The following is a 19,427-nucleotide window of genomic DNA, read 5'->3' on the forward strand; positions in this document are numbered from 1 at the left end:
GGACGAGCGCTTATTGCGGCAGCTTCTCCGACTTGCCGTCATACCGCTTGCGCCATTCGGCGAGGATGCTATCGCGGTTCTTCGAAGCCCAGGCGAAGTCGTTCTTGATCAGGCGCTGCTCGTAGTCGGCGGGCAGTTCGGTCTGCGGCTTGGCGATGCCGGGGGCGGCGAGGACGGCGAAGTTCTCCTTGTACAGGTCCATCGCGGCGGGGCTGGCGGAGAAGTCGGCGAGCTTCTTGGCGGCGTCGAGCTTGTCGGTGCCCTTGACGATGCCGGTGGCTTCGATCTCCCAACCCAGGCCTTCCTTCGGCAGGACGATGTCCAGCGGCGCGCCCTGGCGCTTGAGCTGCACGGCCGGGTATTCGAAGGAGATGCCGATGGGGAACTCACCGGCGGCGGCCAGCTTGCACGGCTTGGAGCCGGAATGGACGTACTGGCCGATGTTCTGGTGCAGCGCATCCATGTAGGCCCAGCCCTGCTTCTCGCCGAAGGTCTGCAGCCAGGCGCTGACGTCGAGGAAGCCGGTGCCGGAGGACGCCGGGTTGGGCATGACGATCTTGCCCTTGTACTCGGGCTTGGTCAGGTCTTCCCAGCTACCGGGCTTGGTCAGGCCCTGCTTCTCGGCTTCGACGGTGTTGAAGCAGATGGTGGCGGCCCACACGTCCATGCCCACCCAGGCCGGCGGGTTGGCAGCGTCGCGGTAGTTGGCGCCGATGCTGTCCAGGTGCTTGGGCGCGTAGTGCTCCAGCATGCCCTGGGTGTCGAGGATGGCCAGGCTGGAGGCGGCCAGGCCCCACACGGCGTCGGCCTGGGGGCGTTCCTTCTCGGCCAGCAGCTTGGCGGTGATGATGCCGGTGGAGTCACGCACCCACTTGATCTCGATGTCCGGGTTTTCCTTCTCGAAGGCCTTCTTGTAGGCCGCCAGTTGCTCGGCCTCCAGGGCTGTGTAGACGGTCAGCTCGGTGGCGGCCTGGGCCTGCAGGGCGAAGCCTGCGACAACGGCGGCAGCGAAGGCGAGACGCTTGAACATGTGAAGCTCCTTGGGTTGGTGTGCTGGGGTCGGGTTTGGCTTGCTGTGGTTAGGCGTTGGCAGGGGTTTCACCTCGTGCCAGGCGGGCGTTGATCAGGTCGATCACCTCCGGCAGGTCGGCGATGGTGTCGATCAGGTAATGCGGGCGGCTCGGCGCGAACAGTGCGTCGATACGGGCACGCTCCTCGGCCAGGCGCGCGGCCGGCAGGGCCTGGTAGGTGGCGAAGTCCAGCCCGAGGAAGTTGCCGGAGAAGCGCAGCGCCACGGTCCACATGCCGGCGCTGCGGCCTTCGAGGATGCCGGGCTCGGTGTCGTCCACCTTCACGCAGGCGGCCACGTCGTCCAGCCCCAGGGCGATGACGTTGGCCAGGGCCTGGGCCGGGCTCGGGCGGCCCCTGGGCACCTCGTCGGTGGCGACCACGTGGTCCGGGCGGTAGCCGGCCTCGGCGGCCAGCTCCACCACCTTGTCCATCACCACCCTGGGGTAGCCGGAGCAGGTGCCGATCTTCAGCCCGCGCTGGCGCAGGGCGGCGATGGCGTCCAGGGCGCCGGGGATCAGCGCCGAGTGCTCGCCGACCTTGGCGATCTGCAGCGGCATGAAGCGCTCGTAGATCGCGGTCACGTCCGCGTCCGTGGGCAGCCGGCCGAAGCGGCGCTCGAAGCGCGCGGCGATGGCCGGCACGTCGCACAGGGTACGGATGTGGTCCCACTTGCCCATGCCCATGGGGCCGCGCGCTTCCTCCAGGCTGAGCTCGACGTCGAAGCTGGCGAAGGCCTCGACGAAGATCCGCGTGGGGGCGAAGGAGCCGAAGTCGACCACGGTGCCGGCCCAGTCGAGGATGGCGGCCTGCAGGTGCGTGGGGGTCTGGTAATGCATGGGGATCTCCGTGGATCAGTGGCCGGGCGCGGTCTGGCGCCAGGCCTGGGAGCGGCGCAGCAGGCCGCGCGAGGCCCCGGCCAGCAGCAGCGAGACGGCCGCCGAGGTGAGCAGGATGAGGGTGGACATGGCGGCCGCGCCGCCGACGTTGCCGGCGTCGTCCATGTTCAGCACGGCGACGGCGGCCAGCACGCTGCTCGGGCTGTAGAGGAAGATCGCGGCGGACACGGTGGTCATGGCCGAGACGAACAGGTAGCGGACGATGTCCAGCAGCGCCGGCAGGCAGATGGGCAGCGTCACCTTCAGGTAGTGGCGGTACAGCGGCATCTTCAGCGACAGCGCAGCGGCCTCGAACTCGCCGTCGAGCTGGCGCAGCGCGGTGCTGGCGGTCATCTGCGCGGTGGTGAGGAAGTGCGCGATGGAGCACACCACCAGCAGCGTCATGCTGCCGTAGAGGCCGTGCAGCGGGTTGGCCGGCAGGTTGAAGAAGAAGACGTAGCCCAGGCCCAGCACCAGGCCGGGCACCGCCATGGGCACGAAGCTGAGCAGGCGCAGCACCTGGTTCAGGGCGCGCTGGCCGTGGGTCTTCTCCATCAGCCAGGCGCCGGTGAAGATCAGCGCGCCGCCGAACAGCGCGGTGCAGGTCGCCAGGGTCAGGCTGTTGCGGTACGCCAGCCAGCCGCCGCCGGCGCCCTCCTCGAAGGCGTAGTGACGCAGGGACAGCGACAGGTTGTAGGGCCAGAACTTCACCAGCGAGGAGTACACCGCCATGCCCAGCACCCCCAGCAGCACGGCGCAGACCAGCAGCACCAGGGCGAGGAAGCCGGCATCGCGCAGGCGCGAGGGCTTGGGCTGGTGGACCTGGGCGCGACCGCTCATGGCATCGCCCTGGCGCCGGCGCAGCCAGGCATCGACACCGAAGCTGAGCAGGGCCGGCAACAGCAGCACCATGCCGATCAGCGCACCGCGACCGAACTGCTGCTGCCCCACCACCGCCTTGTAGGCCTCAAGCGCCAGCACCTGGTAGTCACCACCCACCACCACCGGCACGCCGAAGTCGGTGATGGTCAGGGTGAACACCAGGCAGAAGGCGGCGAACACGGCCTGGCGCGTGGCCGGCCAGGTGATGCTGCGGAAGGCCTTCCAGGGCCCGGCACCCATGCTGGAGGCGGCGTCGAACAGGCGACCATCGGCCAGGGACAGCGCCGAGATGAGGATCATCAGCGCATGGGGGAAGGTGTAGATGACCTCGCCCAGGACGATGCCCCAGAAGCCGTAGATGTTGTCCGGCAGCCAGCCGCGCAACAGGCCCTGGTTGCCGAACAGGTAGATCAGCGCGATCCCCGGCAGCATCGAGGGCGCCAGCAGCGGCAGCAGGGAAATGCCGCGCCACAGGCCCTTGGCCGGGATCAGCGTGCGGGTCAGGGCGTAGGCGAACAGGTAGGCCACCGGCACCACCAGGGCGGCGACGCTGAGGGAGACCTTGAGGCTGTTGCCCAGCAGCCAGTGGAAGTTGGCGCTGGCCAGCAGCTCACGGGCCGCCACCAGGCCACCGCCCTGCCCGGCTTCACCGCTGAAGCCGCGCCAGAAGATGGCCGCCAGGGGCAGCACCACGGCGACAGCGAGGAAGGCCAGGAACAGGCACTTGCCGCCCTGGATGAACAGGCGGTCGCCCAGGTTGCCGGAGCGACGGCGGGCGCTCTGCGGCAGGGCCAGGGTGCGCTCCATCAGGCGAACACCTGCAGGCTGCGGGACGGCAGCGCCACCCAGATGTCCGGCCCGCCGAGGCGCGGCATCTGCGCCGGGTCCAGCTCGGCCAGCAGCGGGTGGCCGGGCAAGGCGTCCAGCTCGAAGCTCACCCGGCAGCGGTTGCCGAGGAAGGTGATCTCGCGCACCTGGGCGCGGAAGCGGTTGTCGTCGTCCTGGCCAGGCTCCACGGCGATGGCCTCGGGGCGGCAGAACAACTGGCCACTGGCACCCTCGCCCGCCTGCTCGGGCAGGCACAGGCGCAGGTCGCCGACCCGGGCATGGCACCCCTCGCGACCCTCGAAGGGCAGCCAGTTGCCCTGGCCGACGAAGCTGGCGACGAAAGGCGTGGCCGGGCGCCGGTAGATGGTCTCGGGGGTGTCGTACTGCTCGACCCGGCCGTGGTTCATCACCGCGATGCGGTCGGCCATGAGCATGGCCTCGTCCTGGTTGTGGGTGACCATCAGGGTGGTGATGCCCAGGCGCTTCTGCAGTTGGCGCAGCTCGGTGCACAGGTGCTCGCGCACGCGGGCGTCCAGCGCCGACATGGGCTCGTCCAGCAACAGCAGCGACGGCGACGGCGCCAGGGCGCGGGCCAGGGCCACGCGCTGCTGCTGGCCGCCGGAAAGCTGGCCGGGGTACTTCTTCTCGCTGCCGGTCAGGCCCACCAGTTCGAGCATCTGCGCCACGCGCTGGCGGGCCTCTTCACGGCGGGCGCCGGTGAGGCCGTAGGCGATGTTCTGCTCGACACTGAGGTTGGGGAACAGCGCATAGGACTGGAACAGAATGCCGTAGTCACGGGCCTGGGGCGGCAGGTGGGAGATGTCCCGCCCGCCCATGTACAGAACGCCGCTGTCCTGGCGCTCCAGCCCGGCGATGCAGCGCAGCAGCGTGGTCTTGCCACAGCCGGAGGGGCCCAGCAGGCACACCAGCTCGCCTTCGGCGATGTCCAGGGACACCCCGTCCAGGGCGGTGAAGCTGCCGAAGCGCTTGCGCACTTCGCAAGCCTGCAGATAGGGGGTGGCGGACATGACAGGACCTCGCAGAACACTGGCGCACCGCAGGAAGCGCGGTACGGCTCGACGAGGCTGATGCTAGGGAGCAAATGCGAAATCCATGTGGCGATAACCCCAAGCCCACCGATAGTGGCATTGGCGGATTTGGTATAGGCCAGCGCTCGGGTCGTGTGCGCAGCGGCCGGCGCAGCCGCGCCGGGACAGGCTTCAGGGCCCATCGATTCATGGAGAAGGAAACTCAGCATGACGAACGAACACCGCCCCCGCCCCATCGCGCCGTTGCCCTGGCGCTGGCCGTCATGGCTCTCGGACTGGGTGGCTGCAGCACCCACCCGCCGGAGAAGAAGCAGGGCCAGATCCTGGCCGAGGCCCTGACAGACCAGTTGGCAATCGCCTCCGGCGACGGTGCCAACGCCACTCAGCTGGCGGCGCTGCTGAGCCAGGTGGCGCGCTTGTCCACCCCGCGCGCTCTGGTCATCGGGGGTGCGCCGGCATTGGACGCCGCGGTCATGCAGGGGGCGCTGAAGGGCCAGCGACTCGAAGGCCTGCAGGTGATCTTTGCGGGGCTGCCGGAACAGGAGGCGGACATCGCCACGCTCGTCCGCGCTGCCGGCGCGCGCTTTGATTTCGTTTCGAGGCAGTAAGAGGCAAGACGGGGCTGGTACGGAAAAGGCTGATGTCGAAGCACCGAATTGCGGTGCCAAGCTGGTTATCGAGTTTGCAGATATCACCTGTTTCGCCTTGCCTGGCGAGTCTCTTTTTTCAGTCGCCAAAAAAGAAACCAAAAAGGCTCGCCCCTGCATCCGGCCCGACTGCGTCGGGTGCCCTCGCTACGTCATCGTTCCAGGGGCGCGCGCTGACGGGCCATCCATGGCCCGGCAGCGCTCTCGCGACATCCATGTCGCTCAACCCCTTCCACGACGATTCCGCTCGGCCTCTTGAAGGGGCACTGTCCCCGCCCGAACATTCCTTGCCTGGCAACAGCGCAGCGTGCGCGCTTGCCATGCGAGGAGGTGGGCCGGGAAGTCTGCTCTAGAGGGGTGAAGAGTCGCGATAAGCGATTAGGACATAGCCAATGAAAAGCCCGGCCCCTGCAACAGGGACCGGGCGTGCGGGCTTAAAGCCGGTTGAGGCTGACGTTGTCCAGGTACAGCGACTGGTCGGCACGGGTGCTGAGCACCAACAGCTCCATCCGCCGGTAGGTCCCGGCCGGCACCTGGAAGCTCTGCTGCAGCTTGCCCCAGGCGCCGCCCTTGGTATTGACCACACCCAGGGACAGCAGGCGCCCGCGGCCGGCGGTGTCTTCCAGGTAGAGGTAGGCATAAGCCAGCGCGGCGACGCTGGTGGTGCGGCTCACCATCACGTCGGCGGCGAAGCGGTAGGACAGCCCTGGCTGCACCTTGCCGGCCAGGAGCAGGCTGGCGCCGGTGCCGTCAGCACGGCGGGCATGGACCTCCAGGGACTTGCCAGTGGTTGCCAGTGCGGTCAGCCGGGTGCTGCCGTAGAAGCCCCTCCACTCGCCGATGGCGCTGTTGAAGTTCCAGCCGAAAGCAGCCGGAGTCGTCGGGGCCACCGGCTTGGTGGGCGTCACCTCGCGGAGTTCGACTTCATCCAGCAGCACGGCCAGGCGATTGACGCTGACCAGGCCCAGGTAGGTGTTGCGGATGACGCTGGCCGGCGGCTGGTAGACGAAGGTGACGTCGATGGGGGTGAACTCACTGCTGGTCACCGACTTGATCACACCATTGGCGGTGCTGTAGCTGATGCCGGCGTTCTGCTCGTGAAGCATGCCCAGGTAGACGTTGCCGCGCACGTTGGTGCCCTTGAGCATCACTTTGGCCTTGAGTCGGTAGCTGGCACCGACCTTCAGTGCGCCCACGGAGGTGGCCAGCACGTCATCGCGGCCGGCCGGCAGCTCGAACTGCAGGGCGTCGTCACGGCAGGTCTTGCCGACGTTGAGCGTGCTGAGCTTGGCCAGGTTGAGCAGTGCCCTCCAGCCGTCCAGGGTGCGGAACTCACCGTTGGCCACCAGGCTGCTCAGCGCCGGCTTGCTGCACCAGGCCGGCGTCACCGGGGGTTTCGGCGCAACGGGTTTGGTCGGCGTGGCAGGTGTGGCCGGAGTCTTGGGCGTCGAGGTCGGGTTGACCGTCTCCGGCACCTTGGTCGGCCGCAAGGTGGCGATCTGCGCCGCCATGTCGTTCAGTGCCCGGGCCGCGTCGGCGAAGCCGGCTCGCCCGCAGGCCTGGTTGGCGCAGGTGCTGTCCACCACTGCGGGCGTGGAGAACAGCGGCGCCTGCGCGGTGGCGTTGAACACCTGGGGGTAGGCCATGATGGTGGAGTAACGCCCCTGCACGCCGTAGCCCCGGCCCCATTCGTAGGTGCCCTGGTGGATGCCCCGGGCCAGGTAGGCGTAATAGCCCTCGGTCTGGTCCTGCTCGTAGGAGTGGCGCAGGCCCAGGTTGTGGCCGATCTCGTGGGCCATGGTGCTCAGGCTGCAGTCCACCCCGGTGATGCCATAGGCACTGGCCCAGGAGCCGTTCTGGAAGGTGCCACTGTTCTTCGCACCGGAGAGCACGTAGCCGATGCCGCAAACGCCATAGCCCTGCCCCACCTGGGTGCGGCTGATGAGCTGCACCACGTCGGCGCCGTAGGTTTCACGCAGTTGCTGCACGCGCGGATCGGCGGCGAAGGCGGCCAGGTCCTTGGAGGAGATGGTCGGATAGCTGGCCCAGGTGAGCGGCTGGCTGTTGACCAGGCGCAGGCGCAAATTGACGTTGCTCTTCTTGAAGGCGTTGTTGGCGTACTCGATGTAGCTGGCGATGCGAGCGTTCATGTCGCGGCCGTTGGGCAGGGCCTGGGCGTCCTTGGTGTAGAGCACCAACAGGTCGACGGTGCGTGGTTCGGTGGCGGCCTGGGCAAACGGGGCCAACAGGATCAGGGCCAGGCAGGCGAGCAGTTTCTTCATGGTCTTCGTTCCTGTAACGCTCAGCTGCGGGCCGGCGGCGGGAGGGGCTGCAACGGCGTGGAGTCGGGGGTGATGATCACGTCCGGGGTGGCACGCATCAGCAACTGGTTCTGGTCGGTTACCAGGGTGGCGCCGGTGGCGTTGTCCACCACCATGGAGAGGGTCTGCTCGCGGGTGGCGAGGGTGATGTGGGTCTCCAACTGGCCTTGCACCACGGTGAGGGTGTCTTCCGGCTGGCCACCTTCCACCGGGCCGCTCCAGACGGCAGCGCCGCCGGTGTTGTGGGTCTCGTCCAGCGTGGCGCGCAGCGGTGCCTGGCGGCCGGGTACGCCCAACTGCAGGGTCTTGCCGACGGCCAGCTCACCCAGGGAGGTGATCGCCACCTCGGTGCGGTAGAGGGTCATCTCCTGCTGCTGCTCGGGCACCAGCGAATGGCTGTCCCAAAGCTCGACCACGGTATCGGCCGAGGTGCTCGCCAGTGGCTGTGTGACAACCTGGGGTGGCGCAACCACGTTCACGGCAACCGGCACGGAGCTCAGGGCCTGGGGCGCGGCGGCCATGACCGGAACAGCAGGCTGTGCAGCCGGCTCTGTTGGCAACGGGGTGTGCTGAGTAACGGCCGGAGCCGATGGGGCATCGCGCAGAAGAACGGCGAGGGTGACACCTGATGTGGCCAGGGCAACCGCCAGGTAGAGGAGCGTTCGGGGCATGACCACCTTCCCATGTTTCACCCGAATGAACGGGTGGCAGCGAAACCACGGAAGAGCATCCCTGACGACCCGTGGAACAGGTTCGACCGTCGCGGGGCATGACGGCCAGTCGTTCGATTTATTGACGCCGGAAAATTGATATCACGGTGCCTGCATGCGGCATAAATACGCTTTCGCTATTAGCAAAGCGCTGGATCACACCATTGCGCTACTGCCCCGTCCGCTGCCGCCCCCTGGCTTACCGAAGCAAGTTGTGTGGCGCCAGGAAAGTTGAACACGTTCAACTTCCACCAGTGAACCACCCACCACCTTAAACAGTTCTTCAATGGCCATCGGGATAATTGGGATTTCTCGCACATTGCTGGTTTGACAGCCCAGGCGCCAATCATGGGTAATTGCCAAGTCCGGCGACTTCTGGTCGCAAACAGCTGATAACACGTCGCCATCATCAACCGAATTGTTCGACAAAACCCTTTGGTTACAAGAGCTTGTGAAGCAGCTCAAATCACTTGCAACTTCACTTTTTCATAATTCATTAGTTCAACTTCCACACCTTCGGACACGGGCAAACTGATGGCTGAACCGAACGTTCAATTTCAAACAAACACCTCGCTTCTGAATAAGTAATACGCACCTGATTCCGGCGCTACTTCACCTGTTCAACCGAACTTCCCTTGCGTCGTCATTGAATTCAATGGCCGGCCTCTGCCTGCCCGTTGATTGACCCCGCCTGTGCATCACGGACGTGCCCCGGCGGATCACGAGATACCCGGCCCAGACCGGGTGAAGAAGGAGAACCCCATGCGGAAAACCTGGCTCTACTCGGCCGTCGCCCTGGTGACGGCCGGCACGACCCTCGCCGTCCTGCTCAAGGACACACCGGCACAAAGCGATCAGGCGCCGGTGGCCTCGGCACCGTCCGACACCCGCCCTGCCCCGTCGTCGCTCTCGGCGGACGCCGGCAGCCTGCCGCTGGCCGGTGCTCCGGCCGCGGCCAAGGTCTCGACAGCCGCCCCGCAGGACGCCCACCACGCCGCCACCCTGGCCCTGTGGGCGCCTGAGACCCTGCAAGCCAACGACCAGGACGGCATGACCGTCTACCACACCCAGACCTCCCCCGACCTGCTGGGGGCGCTGGCCGTGGGCCGCACCTTGCAACTGGGCGTACCGGGTCGCCAGGAACCGCTGCGCGCCACACTGGACGAGACCCACAACACCGGCAGCACCGCCGTGTGGAGTGGCCCGGTGGAAGGCGGCAGCGATGCCGACACCCTGACCGTGGTCAAGGGTCAGTTGGAAACCCACATCACCCTCGCCACCACCGAACAGACCCTGTCCTTCGTGGTGGACAACGCCACCGGCGCCACCCAGGTGACCGACCAGAACGAGCTGCTGATGCGCGCCACGCCGGACCCGATCGTCACCCCCGACGCCAAGCAACTGCCTCCCCTGCCGCCGCCCGCCCAAGGCTGATCCCACAAGGAACGTCCCACCATGAAAAGACTCTTCATCGGCACCCTGCTGGCCGTCGCCGTACAGGCCGCCCACGCCGCCGAACCCCGTACCGTCGACCTGCTGGTGCTCTACACCCGAGATGCCCAGGCACTGCCCAACGGCCGTGACATGGATGCACGCATCGCCAGTTACATCGAGTACGCCAACAACGCCTTCAAGAAAAGCAACGTCGACCTGCGCCTGCGCCTGGTGCATCGCCAGCTGCTGGACTGGGCCAGCTACCCCACCGTTTCCAGCAAGGACCTTGCCGCCTTCGCCGCCGACAGTCGTGTGCAGCAGTTGCGCGAAACCTACGGCGCCGACATGGTCCACCTGATCGGCCGCACCCAGGAAGGCCAGGGCTACGGCGTGTGCGGCATCGGCTACGTGCTCTCCGGGCCGAAGAACAGCGGCACCTTCAACTTCGGTTCCGCCAACAGCGCCTACGCCATCACAGGCGTCGACTGCAGCCTGAGCACCATGGCCCACGAGATCGGCCACAACATGGGCCTGCGCCACTCCTACGAGCAGGACCAGACCGGGGGCTACTACCAGTCCGACTGGCACCAGGGCACCTTCGAGTGGAGCCGTGGCTACGGCGTGCAGGGCCAGTTCTCCACCATCATGGGCTACCCCCATGTGTTCAACGCCCGCGTCCAGGCGCCGCTGTTCTCCTCGCCGCGCGTGGTCGACCGCACCTGCGCCAACCAGGCCTGTGGCCAGGCAGAACACGCCGACGCCGCGCGTGCGCTGAACGCCATGGCGGCACAGATCGCCTCCCTGCGCACCACCAAGGTGCCGGAGACCCAGAACCCCACCAACCCGGGCACCCCCACCACCCCGCCGACCACGCCACCCACCACCCCCACGCCGACCCCGGCCTGGTGCAACAAGCCGGCGCTCAAGGGGCTGGTGGCCAATGGCGAGTTCCGCACCGAGGACGGCTGGCAGGCCCTGCTGGGCAACGCCACGACGAGCCTGGTGAACGTCGGCAAGACCTGCCGCGACAACGCCCTGCTGCTCGACCTGGCCAACGGCGGCAGCGACATCCTCGCCACCCCGGTCACCGCGCTGCGCGAAGGCACGCGCTACCGCCTGCGCGCCAAGGTCATGCTCAAGGGCGCCAATGCCCGCGGCAACCTCTACCTGGGCATCCTCCACGAAGCCAATGACCGCATCAGCTACGGCAGCGCCTCGGGCGTGACCCAGTCGGTGACCAGCAGCGAATTCACCACCCTGGAGCGCACCTTCACCTACACCCGCGCCCAGACCCCGCCGCGCACCACATACGTCGGCCTGATCAGCCGCGACGGCCTGAGCGTGCTGGTGGATGAAGTGGAACTGACCGAAGTGAGCGAGCCGAAGCCCACCACCCCGACCACCCCCACCGTCCCCTCGACGCTGGCGTGGAACTTCGAGAACGGCGTGGCTGGCTGGGCCGGCTTCCACGGTCGCACCCGCCTCGTCAGCCTGGGCGGCAACACCGGCACTTCGCTGGAAAGCTACGCACGCCTGTATGAAGGCAGCGGCGCCAGCATCCCGCTGCAGGGCAAGGTGCAGGGCGGCTTCGGCTATCGCCTGGCAGCCAACGTGATGATCGGCCGCAACGCCGCCATCAAGGGCCTCACCTACGGCTACCTGTACCTGGAGGACACCAGCGGCCAGGGTCGCTACCTGCCCCTGGGCATGAGCGGCACCGTGGGCGGCACCTGGAGCCGCCTGCAGCAGGACGTGCAGATACCCGCCGGCACCTACCGCCGCGTGGAACTGCTGGTACTGGGCACCCGCAAGGACCAGTCCCTGTACCTGGACAACGTCAGCTTCAACCGGCTCTGAGCCACCGCCCCCGGCACTGCCGGGGGCATCCCTCCTGGGGCCCGTCAGCGGCCCTCTTCGCAGGCCTCACGCGCCAGGGCCATGAACGCGGCCGGCAGACGCGCCTGGCGGCGGTCCTTGAGGCAATAGAGGTATTCGTCGATCACCGGCGCGCCTTCCAGCTCCACCACCCGCAGCTCCGGGTTATCCGGCACTTCGTGCCGCGCAATGATGCTGATGCCGATGTTGCGGATCACCGCCTCGCGGATGGACTCGCGGCTGCCGATCTCCAGCAGCGGCCCCGCGTCGATGCCCGCCTCCGCCAGCAGGCGCTCGGTGATCTGCCGGGTGATGGAACCGCGCTCACGCATCAGCAGGTCATGACCCCGCAGCGCCGCCACCTGCACATGACCTGCACCGGCTAGGGGATGGCTGCGGTGCACCGCCAGCACCAGCGGATCACGGCCGAGCAGCAGGCGCGTGAGGCGCGCGTCTTCTACCGGCTGCGATGAGGCCGCCAGGTCCACCCGGTACTCGTCCAGTGCCTCCAGCACCTGCTGGGAATTGCCGATCTCCACCGATACCTCGATCTGCGGGAAACGCTCGCGGAAGCGACGCACCAACCCCAGCACGTAGTAAGGCGAGGTGGCGCCGATGCGCAGGGTGCCCTGCATCTGCCCGCTGTTGCGCAGGAAGAACTCGATGTCCGCTTCCTGTTGCAGCAGCTCGCGCACCATCGGCAGCAGCCGCACGCCCTCCTCGCTCAGGGTCAACCGCCGGCCACCGCGATGGAACAGTTCCACGGCGTAGCGGCTCTCCAGGTTGCGGATCTGGGTGGTGACGGTGGGCTGGCTCAGCCCAAGCTTCTTGGCAGCCTGGGTGATGCTGCCCAGGCGGGCAACCATGTGGAAGGCCTTGAGCTCGGCACAGAGCATGGGGAAGGTTCCGGACTGCGGGAAGGCGCCGATTATAGGCACGAAGAACGCGGGATTCACCGCCGTTCGAGCGCAGCAGGTACAGGTTGTTCCCGGAGGAACGTGCAGGGACGCACCGGGAATGCCAACCCGGCCACCGCGGCTAGCACGCCCGCGCAGACTTTCCGGCCACGGCGTCCAGGCCCGCCCCGGTCCTTCGTCAGTGACGCTTGCTCAGCCCGGCCCGCGAGGCCAGCAACCCGGGGCGACGCCCCGGCATCGGAGCGTCACCGGACACACCAAGCACACCCCCGGCCAACGGCCGGCGAACCAACGGACTGGAATGGACGCTATTGGATTCCGGCAGTTCGGGCCCGTCGCAGCCCAGCAGAAGGAGGTCCAGCAGGGCCAGTGCGGAAGAGCAGTCACGAGGCGTAGCCATGGTCGTTCTCCAGGAGTCATTCAATCCGATGGAGCCATGCTGAACCTCCCATCGCGCCTTCCCTTGATCTGGATCATTTCCGCCGTCGCCGCGCCTGCGACAACCCGGCGCAGCGCGCTTCCTGCCGGGATTGATCCTGGTCAAGCACGGGCGCTGCCAGGGGCGTAAACAGGAGCCATTCGCCGCGCCCGACGCGCGCACCGTTTTCGAACCTGCAGGGAGACATGCCCATGTCCGCGCTCAATACCGCCATCGCCCAGCCCCACCCCGAGCTGCCGCTCCACGCCACACCCCGTGGCGAGTACTGGATCGAGCCCCTGGAAGACGGCACTCACGTCCTGGTCCGCCCGCTGCGCGAGGATGACCGCGAGCGCGAGCGTACCTTCATCAACCGCCTGTCGCCGGAGGCTCGCCACAACCGCTTTCTCGGCGAATTCCGCGAGGTGGCCCCCGCCCTGCTGGAACAGTTGATGGACGTGGACGACCACGACCGCGTGGCCCTGGTGGCTCTGGCCCATGTGGACGGCGAGTTGCTGGAAGTCGGCATCAGCCGGTATGCACGGGTGGGCGATGAGAAGGGCGAGTTCGCCGTCACCGTGGCGGATGAATGGCTGCGCCGTGGACTGGGCAGCGTGCTGCTGCGCCACCTGGTCGAAGCCGCCAAGCGCAACGGCATTCGCAGCCTCTATTCCATCGACTCGGCCAGCAATGCCGGCATGCGCGGGCTGGCCCGCCGCTTCGGCATGCAGCGCCGCCGTGACGAGGACGACCCCACCCAGGTGGTGCATACGCTCGCGCTCTGATTACAGCCACAGAAGCCCCGGCACCTGCCGGGGCTTTTCATTGCAGAACGCGGCCCTCGGCGCCCTATCGATCAGATAAATCTGAAAACGCCCTGCCCTTCTTGAGCGTCCGCCTGGGCCCTCGCTAGAGTCGCCCGCCCTGTGGTCATTCGTGATCGGGTTCGCATTTTTGCGCCCCACCTTCACCGAGCGACCACCGCCCCTGACCGTCTGTTAACGCCCACAAACCCCAGAGGCCCACCCAAGGGCCCGGACAGGACACCCTGCCATGCGTACCCACTGGATTCTTTCAGCCACAGCGGCTGACCGCTTGCCGGAGCCCGCTCATGCCTGATACTGCGTCACGGGCCCCTGGCCTGGCCCTGCTGCCGGGTGGCCTGCGCCCCTCCGCACACCCCGCACTCGACGGTGCGCCGGTCAACGACAGCATCCGCTTCCCCAGCCTGGAGGACTTCCCCGACGAGGTGCTGGACGTACACCGGGGCTCTCCGCCGGAAGCCTGCCGAGACCTCGGCAACTACCGCCTGGTACAGGCCACTCACCTGGTGCAACGCATCCGCGATGAGTTCGAAGCGGCCGGCGAACCGCACGCCGAGCGCCTGCTCTCAGGGCTGGAGGCCCTGCTGGTAGACGCCTACCTGATGTTCGCCCGCAGCCAGCTCGACAGAGGCTCAGCGGAAGAACCCACCGTCTGAGCACCGCGCGGAGCCTGAGGAGCCCGTTACAGACTCCGCGCAATCACCATCCGCTGCACATCCGACGTCCCCTCGTAGATCTGGCACACCCGCACGTCGCGGTAGATGCGCTCCACCGGGAAGTCCTTCAGGTAGCCGTAGCCCCCCAGGGTCTGGATGGCCGCCGAGCACACTTCTTCCGCCATTTCCGAGGCGAACAGCTTGGCCATGGAGGCTTCCGTCAGGCAGGGCATGCCCGCCTCCCGAAGGCTGGCGGCGTGATGGACCATCTGCCGCGCCACGGCAATCCTCGTGGCCATGTCCGCCAGGCGGAAGGCCACTGCCTGGTGCTCGATGATCGGCTTGCCGAAGGTCTTGCGCTCGTGGGCATAGTCCCGCGCCGCCTCGAAGGCTGCCCGCGCCATGCCCACCGCCTGCGCGGCAATGCCGATGCGCCCGCCTTCCAGGTTCGACAGCGCGATGCGGTAGCCCTCGCCCTCCTCGCCCAGGCGCAGGTCGGCGGGGATGCGCACGTCATCCAGTTGGATCTGGCAGGTGTCCGAAGCGTGCTGGCCGAGCTTCTCCTCCACCCGCACCACCTGGTAGCCGGGAGTGTCGGTAGGGACGATGAAGGCACTGATGCCCTTCTTGCCGGCCTGCGGATCGGTCACGGCAAAGACGATCACCACCCCGGCCTGGCTGCCGGAGGTGATGAACTGCTTGGCGCCGTTCAGCACGTAGTGGTCACCATCGCGCCGGGCGCGGGTGCGCAGGTCGCTGGCGTCGGAGCCGGCCTGGGGCTCGGTGAGGGCGAAGGCGCCGATCATCCGCCCCTCCGCCAATGGCCGCAGGAAGCGGGCCTTCTGCGCCTCGCTGCCGAACTTGAGGATGGGCATGCAGCCCACCGAGTTGTGCACGCTCATGATGGTGGAGCAGGCGCCGTCACCGGCGGCGATCTCCTCAAGGGCCATGGCGTAGGCCAGGTGGCCGGTAGCCGCCCCGCCCCACTCGTCCGGCACCAGCATGCCGAGGAAGCCCAGCTCGGCCATCTCGCGGATGGCCTCGGCGGGGAAGCGGTGCTCGCGGTCCCAGTCGGCCGCGAAGGGCTTCAGCCGCTCCTGGGCGAACTGGCGGGCCACGTCGCGGATCTGGATGTCGTCTTCGGAGGGAATCATGACGGGCTCCTTCAGCCGATGAGTTCGAGGGCCACGGCGGTGGCTTCACCGCCGCCGATGCACACCGAGGCCACGCCGCGCTTCAGGCCGTACTGGCCCAGCGCATTGAGCAGGGTCACCAGCACCCGCGCGCCGGACGCCCCGATGGGGTGCCCCAGGGCGCAGGCGCCGCCGTGGACGTTGATGCGCTCGTGGGCGATGTCCAGATCACGCATGGCCACCATGGGCACCACGGCGAAGGCTTCGTTGACCTCGAACAGGTCGACATCCGCCAGGCTCCAGCCGGTGCGCGTCAGCAGCCGCTGGATGGCGCCCACCGGCGCGGTGGTGAACAGGTTGGGCGCATGGGCGAAGGACGCATGGCCGGCAATCCGGGCCAGGGGCCTGAGGCCGCGTTTCTCCGCTTCGGACTGGCGCATCAGCAGCAGCGCGGCGGCGCCGTCGGAGATGGAGCTGGCATTGGCCGCCGTCACCGTGCCGCCGTCGCGGAAGGCCGGCTTCAGGGTCGGGATCTTCTCCAGGCGCGCCTTGGGCGGCTGCTCGTCCTGATCGACGGTACGGGTCTCGCGGCCGGCCTTGGCCTCCACGGCGACGATCTCGGCGGCGAAGCGCCCCTCGCTCATGGCCTTCTGCGCACGGGTCAGGGAGGCGATGGCGAAGGCGTCCTGCTGCTCGCGGGTGAAACCGTAGGCCTGGGCGCAGTCCTCGGCGAAGGTGCCCATCAGGCGGCCCTTGTCGTAGGCGTCCTCCAGGCCGTCGAGGAACATGTGGTCGAGCACCTTGCCGTGGCCCATGCGGTAGCCGGAACGGGCGCGCTCCAGCAGGTACGGCGCGTTGGACATGCTCTCCATGCCGCCGGCCAGCACCACCTCGGCGCTGCCGGCGGCCAGCAGGTCGTGGCCGAGCATCACCGCCTTCATGCCCGAGCCGCACATCTTGTTCACCGTGGAGCAGACCACGCCAGCCGGCAGCCCGGCACCGAGCGCGGCCTGGCGGGCCGGTGCCTGGCCCTGGCCGGCCTGCAGCACGCAACCGGTGATGACTTCGTCCACCGCGTCGGCAGCCAGCCCGGCACGCTCCAGAGCGGCGCGGTTGGCTGCGGCGCCGAGCTGGGCGGCGGTCATGTCCTTGAAGTCACCGAGGAAGCCGCCCATGGGGGTGCGGGCGGCGCTGACGATCACGATGGGGTCATGGTTCATGGGCTTCTCCTTACTTGGCTGCCATGCGGATGGCGCCGTCGAGGCGGATCACCTCGCCGTTGAGCATCACGTTCTCGATGATGTGGCGCACCAGCGCCGCGTACTCCGCCGGGCGCCCCAGGCGCGGCGGGAACGGCACAGAAGCGCCCAGGGAATCGCGCACCTCCTGGGGCATGGCGGCCATCATCGGCGTCTCGAAGATGCCGGGGGCAATGCACATCACACGGATGCCCGAGCGCGCCAGGTCACGGGCGATGGGCAGGGTCATGGCGGCCACACCGCCCTTGGAGGCGGAATAGGCCGCCTGGCCCATCTGCCCGTCGAAGGCCGCCACCGAGGCGGTGTTGATGATCACCCCGCGCTCGCCCTCGGCATTGGGTTCGGCAGCCGCCATGGCCTCGGCCACCAGGCGCAGCATGTTGAAGCTGCCGATCAGGTTCACCTCGATCACCCGACGGAAGCTCTCCAGGCCATGGGCGCCGTTGCGGCCCACCACCTTCTCCGCCGGGGCGATGCCGGCGCAGTTGATCAGCCCGTGCAGGCCGCCGAACGCCTCCTTGGCGCTGGCAACGGCCTGGCGGGCGTCGTCCTCGCGGGTGATGTCGGCACGGACGAAGCGCGCGCTCGCCCCCAGTGCCTCGGCGGCCGCTGCACCGGCATCGGCATTGATGTCCACCAGCACCACGCGGCCGCCCTGCCCCACCAGCTCACGGGCGGTGGCCAGGCCGAGGCCGGAGCTGCCACCGGTCACCAGGAATACGGATTGTTCGATACGCACGTTGTGTTCTCCTCGAATCAGTGGGCGGCGGCCTGGGCCTTGGCGATCTCCTGGTTGCGCAGGAGGAAGCGCTGGATCTTGCCGCTGGGGGTCTTGGGCAGTTCCGCGACGAATTCGATCTCGCGGGGGTAGGCATGGGCCGAGAGACGCTTGCGCACGTACTGCTGCAGCGCCTCGGCCAGGGGTTGGTCCGGCGCGTGGCCGGCGTGCAGCACCACGAAGGCCTTCACCACCTCCGTGCGTTCCGGGTCGGGCTTGCCGATCACCGCCGCCTCGATCACCGCCGGGTGCTCGATCAGCGCGCTCTCCACATCGAAGGGGCCGACCCGGTAGCCGGAAGTGGTGATCACATCATCGGCACGGCCGACGAAACTGATGCTGCCGTCCTCGTTCAGCTCCACCGTATCGCCGCTCAGGTAGTAGTCGCCAACGAAGGCGCGGGTCTGCATGGCGCGGTAACCGGGGAACCAGAACAGCGGCGAGCGCGCCCGGTCCAGCGCGAGGATGCCCGGCTGGCCGGCCGGCAGCTCACGGTGCTGCTCGTCCAGCACCACCACGCGGTGGCCGGGCATGGCGAAGCCGGCAGCGCCCAGGCGCACCGGGTGTTCCAGGGCGTGGTGGTTGCACAGCACCATGCCCAGCTCGGTCTGCCCGTAGTGGTCATGGATGGTGCAGCCTAGGCCCTCGGCGAACCAGCGGATCACCTCCGGCGTCAGCGGCTCACCGGCGCTGCTCACCACTCGCAGGCGCCCCTTCAGGGCGGCTTCCACCTCGTCGCGGGCGGCCAGCAGCAGGCGGAAGGCGGTGGGCGAGCCCGCCAGGTTGGTGATGCCGTACTCGCGGATCACCCGGCAGGTGCTCTCCACCGTGAAACCGCCCTCGAAGAAGGTCGTGGCCTGTCCCATGGCCAACGGACCTGTCACGGCGTAATACAGACCGTAAGCCCAACCGGGGTCGGCGAGGTTCCAGAAGCGGTCCTCGGGGCGCAGGTCCACCGCGTCACGCATGTAGCTGATGAAGGCGGGAATCGCCTTCAGCGGCACCTCCAGCGGTTTGGCCAGGCCGGTGGTGCCGGAAGTGAACATCAGCAGGAAGGGGGCCTCGGCCCGACGCAGCACCGGCTCGAAGGTAGTCGCCTGGCGTTCCAGCTCCGGCCAGAAGTCATCGCCCACGGTCAGCACCGGCGGCGCGTTCTCCACCTCATCCAGCTTGCTGCGGTTGCCCAGGTCGGTAACCACCAGCTTCGACCCGGCGCTGTGCACCCGGTGCTCGATGGCCTTGGGCCCGAAGGCGGTGAACAGCGGCTGATAGACGGCCCCCGCGCGCCAGGTGCCGAGGATGGTGATGAGCAGCTCCGGCGTGCGCGGCAGCATGCCCGACACGCAGTCACCCACGCCGATGCCCCGGCTGGCCAGCAGGTTGGCGAAGCGGGCGGAGGCCGCGCGCAGCTCGCCGAAGGTCCAGCGCGCCCGCTGGCCATCACGGCCCTCCCACACCAGCGCCAGGGCCTCTGGCGGGTGGCGGTCGCAGCATTCGATGCAGGCGTTGAGCGCCGCCGGATCACCGGCCAGACCGGCCCAGGCGGCGTCGAGGTCGAAGGAACGGGCAGCCGAGAAATAGTCGCGCATGGGTAACTCCGTCTTGTTCTTGTGGGGGAGCGTGGGCGGATGATCCGGCGCACCCGCAGCACGGGCAATGTCGAAAGCCACCGATCAGGGCGAGCGTTTTTGACAGCCCGCACTGCAGGAATCCCCTACAGCGCTACCAGACGCGCCTGATGGAATCCCCC

The 19,427-nt window shown here is 68.0% G+C and carries 18 protein-coding genes; 5 read left to right on the forward strand and 13 right to left on the reverse strand.

Translation table 11 applies throughout. The features are described 5' to 3' along the window. Positions 1-10: 10 nt before the first annotated feature. Genes A7D27_RS23365 through A7D27_RS23380 form a run of 4 tightly spaced genes read right to left on the reverse strand, consistent with a single transcriptional unit; the run spans position 11 to position 4,684 of the window. Positions 11-1,030 carry a putative 2-aminoethylphosphonate ABC transporter substrate-binding protein gene (locus A7D27_RS23365; RefSeq protein ID WP_069563059.1) on the reverse strand — a complete coding sequence of 340 codons (1,020 nt, stop codon included), beginning with the start codon at positions 1,028-1,030 and terminating at the stop codon, positions 11-13. A gap of 49 nt (positions 1,031-1,079) precedes the next feature. Next, positions 1,080-1,907 (reverse strand): phosphonoacetaldehyde hydrolase, encoded by an 828-nt coding sequence (gene phnX / locus A7D27_RS23370; RefSeq protein ID WP_069563060.1) that lies wholly within the window; start codon positions 1,905-1,907, stop codon positions 1,080-1,082. A 15-nt stretch (positions 1,908-1,922) separates the two neighbouring features. Further along, positions 1,923-3,635: a putative 2-aminoethylphosphonate ABC transporter permease subunit gene (locus tag A7D27_RS23375; protein WP_069566247.1), complete on the reverse strand. Its 1,713-nt coding sequence runs from the start codon at positions 3,633-3,635 to the stop codon at positions 1,923-1,925. Next, a complete protein-coding gene (locus A7D27_RS23380; protein WP_069566248.1) occupies positions 3,635-4,684 on the reverse strand; it encodes a putative 2-aminoethylphosphonate ABC transporter ATP-binding protein in 1,050 nt (349 codons plus the stop codon). The genes A7D27_RS23375 and A7D27_RS23380 overlap by 1 nt, the downstream gene beginning before the upstream one ends. A gap of 209 nt (positions 4,685-4,893) precedes the next feature. On the opposite strand from A7D27_RS23380, the gene A7D27_RS23385 reads away from it, so the two are divergent. Further along, positions 4,894-5,313, forward strand: coding sequence for a hypothetical protein (locus A7D27_RS23385; protein WP_069566249.1), 420 nt, complete (start codon positions 4,894-4,896; stop codon positions 5,311-5,313). A 473-nt stretch (positions 5,314-5,786) separates the two neighbouring features. Here the strand turns inward: A7D27_RS23385 and A7D27_RS23390 are convergent, their stop codons facing one another. From A7D27_RS23390 to A7D27_RS28130, 3 genes are all read right to left on the reverse strand, one after another. Then, complete coding sequence (locus A7D27_RS23390) at positions 5,787-7,634, reverse strand: zinc-dependent metalloprotease family protein (RefSeq protein WP_069566250.1); 1,848 nt, start codon at positions 7,632-7,634, stop codon at positions 5,787-5,789. 20 nt (positions 7,635-7,654) lie between these two features. After that, complete coding sequence (locus tag A7D27_RS23395) at positions 7,655-8,344, reverse strand: hypothetical protein (protein ID WP_139134168.1); 690 nt, start codon at positions 8,342-8,344, stop codon at positions 7,655-7,657. 195 nt (positions 8,345-8,539) lie between these two features. Next, on the reverse strand, positions 8,540-8,812 hold the full coding sequence (locus tag A7D27_RS28130) for a hypothetical protein (RefSeq protein WP_139131227.1): 273 nt from the start codon (positions 8,810-8,812) through the stop codon (positions 8,540-8,542). Positions 8,813-9,145: 333 nt separating this feature from the next. On the opposite strand from A7D27_RS28130, the gene A7D27_RS23400 reads away from it, so the two are divergent. Further along, on the forward strand, positions 9,146-9,817 hold the full coding sequence (locus A7D27_RS23400; protein ID WP_069566252.1) for a hypothetical protein: 672 nt from the start codon (positions 9,146-9,148) through the stop codon (positions 9,815-9,817). Between the two features lie 21 nt (positions 9,818-9,838). Then, positions 9,839-11,674 carry a zinc-dependent metalloprotease family protein gene (locus tag A7D27_RS23405; RefSeq protein WP_069566253.1) on the forward strand — a complete coding sequence of 612 codons (1,836 nt, stop codon included), beginning with the start codon at positions 9,839-9,841 and terminating at the stop codon, positions 11,672-11,674. A gap of 44 nt (positions 11,675-11,718) precedes the next feature. Here the strand turns inward: A7D27_RS23405 and A7D27_RS23410 are convergent, their stop codons facing one another. Beyond that, positions 11,719-12,588 carry a LysR family transcriptional regulator gene (locus tag A7D27_RS23410; protein WP_069566254.1) on the reverse strand — a complete coding sequence of 290 codons (870 nt, stop codon included), beginning with the start codon at positions 12,586-12,588 and terminating at the stop codon, positions 11,719-11,721. 199 nt (positions 12,589-12,787) lie between these two features. Further along, positions 12,788-13,009, reverse strand: a complete 222-nt coding sequence (locus A7D27_RS28135) for a hypothetical protein (RefSeq protein WP_139134169.1) — start codon at positions 13,007-13,009, stop codon at positions 12,788-12,790. 224 nt (positions 13,010-13,233) lie between these two features. Between A7D27_RS28135 and A7D27_RS23415 the strand changes: the two genes are divergently transcribed. After that, a complete protein-coding gene (locus tag A7D27_RS23415) occupies positions 13,234-13,812 on the forward strand; it encodes a GNAT family N-acetyltransferase (protein WP_069563068.1) in 579 nt (192 codons plus the stop codon). Between the two features lie 326 nt (positions 13,813-14,138). Further along, positions 14,139-14,507, forward strand: a complete 369-nt coding sequence (locus A7D27_RS23420) for a hypothetical protein (protein WP_069566255.1) — start codon at positions 14,139-14,141, stop codon at positions 14,505-14,507. 26 nt (positions 14,508-14,533) lie between these two features. Here the strand turns inward: A7D27_RS23420 and A7D27_RS23425 are convergent, their stop codons facing one another. Genes A7D27_RS23425 through A7D27_RS23440 form a run of 4 tightly spaced genes read right to left on the reverse strand, consistent with a single transcriptional unit; the run spans position 14,534 to position 19,266 of the window. Further along, positions 14,534-15,661: an acyl-CoA dehydrogenase family protein gene (locus tag A7D27_RS23425; protein ID WP_069563070.1), complete on the reverse strand. Its 1,128-nt coding sequence runs from the start codon at positions 15,659-15,661 to the stop codon at positions 14,534-14,536. Positions 15,662-15,672: 11 nt separating this feature from the next. After that, complete coding sequence (locus A7D27_RS23430) at positions 15,673-16,860, reverse strand: acetyl-CoA C-acyltransferase (protein ID WP_069566256.1); 1,188 nt, start codon at positions 16,858-16,860, stop codon at positions 15,673-15,675. A 10-nt stretch (positions 16,861-16,870) separates the two neighbouring features. Next, positions 16,871-17,638, reverse strand: a complete 768-nt coding sequence (locus A7D27_RS23435; RefSeq protein WP_069563072.1) for a 3-hydroxyacyl-CoA dehydrogenase — start codon at positions 17,636-17,638, stop codon at positions 16,871-16,873. A 17-nt stretch (positions 17,639-17,655) separates the two neighbouring features. Further along, positions 17,656-19,266, reverse strand: coding sequence for an acyl-CoA synthetase (locus A7D27_RS23440; protein WP_069566257.1), 1,611 nt, complete (start codon positions 19,264-19,266; stop codon positions 17,656-17,658). Positions 19,267-19,427 lie beyond the last annotated feature (161 nt).

The organism is Pseudomonas sp. 1D4 (assembly GCF_001728925.1).
Lineage (GTDB): Bacteria > Pseudomonadota > Gammaproteobacteria > Pseudomonadales > Pseudomonadaceae > Metapseudomonas > Metapseudomonas otitidis.